We start from the raw sequence: 2762 nt of genomic DNA, 5'->3' as shown, positions 1-2762 counted from the left end.
AGACTTCAGACATCTCGCTCAACAGTCCGAGGGCCGCGCCCGTTACTCGACCGGCCTCGTCACCCGATCGGTGGCCAAATTGAAAAGCCTCCGGGACAAGGGTGATGCATGGTGCGGTGATGGAGACCTGGCATGCTTCTGCAAGCCGGACCCGAGGCCCAGGAAAGCAACCGGCTGCAGGCCGCCTGCCTTCTGCGAAGGAGGCACCGCTGACCGGCAGGAACCGTCATTCCTCAACGGAGCGGCCCGCACGGGCCTCTGGCGCGTGGTGATGGCGTGAGCGCGGGCCGCCGTCGGATCACGGGTGCGAGTCGCTCCAGATCTGTCGAACGGCCTCGGCTTGCGTCCGAAACTTCGCTGGTCGGCCAGTCCCATGGTCCTGCAAGGTCAGCCACCCATCTTTAGCTGGGCCAATCGGCTGAAATAGGATAACAATGTGTTCCGTGTAACCGCGAGCCGATCCAATAATCCAGTATGAATGATCCGTTAGATGCCTTAATCGCAACTTACTCCTGGGCCGCCGTGACTGGCCAGGACACGCCTTCCCAGATGGTCGGAGACGTTACGCTTCGCGGTGCACGCGAGGAGGCCAAGGCCGTCGGCCAGTCCCGCTCCGCAGCGGAGCCGCTGGGCGAGACGCCTGAGTAGGAAGGCAGGACGCCCTGCATTCTGGGCGGGTGAGCGTCCGCTCGAGGGGATTCGTTGATCGTGCGGCGGTGCTGAAGCCCTGCAGAGGGCCCTCGACGCGGACCTATCAGCTGGGCCCGACTCGGCACCTGGTCACTGGCCGACACGGGACCGCAGCGCCTCTTCCAGCTCCGTAAGCCTCTCGTACACGGCGGCGGCTCGCTGTACCTTGAGGAACGTGGCGAACCGGGAACGAATCCTCCCTATTGCCAAGATCGCCCCATGGGAATGGAGGAACGGGTAGTCATCGGCAAAGGCCGAAGCATGTACACACGCCTCTTCGACACGGCCCAGATCCAGCAGCACGTCGGCCAGGCGTGCCTGGGTGAGAGCCCGTAACCGGCGTTCATGGGGCGCGCGCCACTGCACCGCCCTGCTGAAAGCAGCGACCGCACCAGCTCTGTCGCCGAGCGCGTGAAGCGTCATGCCCTGCTGGTACGCGAGTCCGGCTCTCGGATATGACGTGAACGGACCTGCTCCGCCTGTAGTTCCGTCGAGGGCACGCTCGGCTGCGGCCAGGTCCTCGATGGCACCGGGGGCGTCACGGACGAGCGTACGAGCGTATGCCCGTTGCGCCAGCAGAAAGGCCCGCAGGTCACCGTCGTCCAATGTGCCGGCAACGTCGACAGCGGCATCCGCCAGGTCTGCCGCATACCGCGGTACCTCGAGCGAAGCAGCCTGGACGCTCATCGCCCGCAGCGCGATGGCGCGTCCCCGTCGATCCCCCTCTTTGACCGCGATTCCCGAAGCCAGCAGGTAGTAGCGCTGTGCGAGCCCATGATGCCCTGCGTCAGCGGTCATGTCCCCCATGAGGTGGGCCAGTTGCCCCACCGCAATCATCACATCCGTGCGCACTGGCGGCCGTACCAGGGATGTGAGCAAACGGCCCACGTCGTCCGCTGTGTAAGCCGCCGGTACAGCTCGAGCATGGCCGCCACCGAACTGTTCTTTATACGAGGCGAAGGAATCGATCATGGCATACAGCAACTGCGCCTCGACGGTGACGGACCGCTGTCGTCCGAACTCCTCCGCGGTTGCTGTCACGTATGCACCTGCTGTTGAAGCCAGGAGAGCAGCATCTTCCTTGGTGTCAACCGGGATCTGGCGGTAGATGAGGTCGAGCAGGGGGGGCCGACGAGCAGGGTCGGCGTCAAGTCCGGCCAAGACAAGCAGTTGCTGAACCGGGTCTTCACGATCCGCCGCTGCAATGTCGAGGATGTCCATCTCCTGTGAGTCCGGTCCCGGAAGAAGTCCGGTATCCGCCACCCGCACAGGACGGCCAATACGGCGAGTCAATGTTTCGGCAACCAGGGCGGGAACGGGTGCCCTGGGGCAGGATCCGGCGAGCCAATGAGCCACCGTGGTCCGGTCGTATTGGAGGTTCAATCCTTCAAAACGGCCAATGTAATTGACAGCTTTGGCGAGGTCCGCGGCGCTCCAGCCCGCCTCCGACACAAGGCCTGCGAGCCGTGTGTTGCGTTGCCCTTGGCGAGGCATCAGGCGCCTCCTCTTCCCCGGTAACTTGCTCACGCCCTCGACTGGAAGGCAAGCGCTATCAAGTCTGCGGAGCCGCTCGACCACCTCGGCAGGCGCATTTGCGCCACCCTTGGGTGTTTTCAAGTCATTCTTTGGCGAGTAAAGATCGTTGTCCGCCGCCGGGCGAAGCTGCTGTTGAGCCTGGTAAATCAGACGAACACTGCGTGTCGGCGGGCGGCATCAACCGAACACGATGATGCTCGGGCCCTTGGCTGATCAAGCGGCTGGCTCCCTCAGTCATCTTGCCTGCCAAGACGGGCGACGCTCCGATGAAGCTGCTGCGGCCATTCACAAGAGCCAAGAAATCCGCGATCAAGTCCCACCTCAGGCCATCAACTGGCTCGAACCGCCGGGCCCTGGTTTACCCAGTCCTGCACGGGCTGGGCTTGATGTGCTTTGACGGACATCCGCGATCAGGGGTTCAGCCCCGGGAGGATGTCCGTCATGGAGAGCATGGGGAAGAAGGAGCCCCGCCCTCGCTGGTCGTTCATGCCGGGTTCAGGGCCGAGGCCGTGGAGCTGTGCCGGTGTGGTGACCGC

At 63.9% G+C, this 2762-nt stretch carries 2 protein-coding genes; one reads left to right on the top strand and one right to left on the bottom strand.

Annotated elements, in window-relative coordinates:
- Positions 1-280, top strand: a 280-nt coding sequence (locus ABZ624_RS42580; protein ID WP_360101048.1) for a hypothetical protein, incomplete at its 5' end; no start/stop codon positions are given.
- Positions 281-780: 500 nt separating this feature from the next.
- Here the strand turns inward: ABZ624_RS42580 and ABZ624_RS42575 are convergent.
- The gene (locus ABZ624_RS42575; protein WP_360101045.1) at positions 781-1911 is read right to left on the bottom strand and encodes a hypothetical protein; all 1131 of its coding nucleotides are present in this window, start codon (positions 1909-1911) and stop codon (positions 781-783) included.
- Between the last annotated feature and the right edge of the window lie 851 nt (positions 1912-2762).

Source organism: Streptomyces sp. NPDC007205 (assembly GCF_040634095.1).
GTDB lineage: Bacteria > Actinomycetota > Actinomycetes > Streptomycetales > Streptomycetaceae > Streptomyces.
This window is presented reverse-complemented; position numbering and strand designations above follow the sequence as displayed.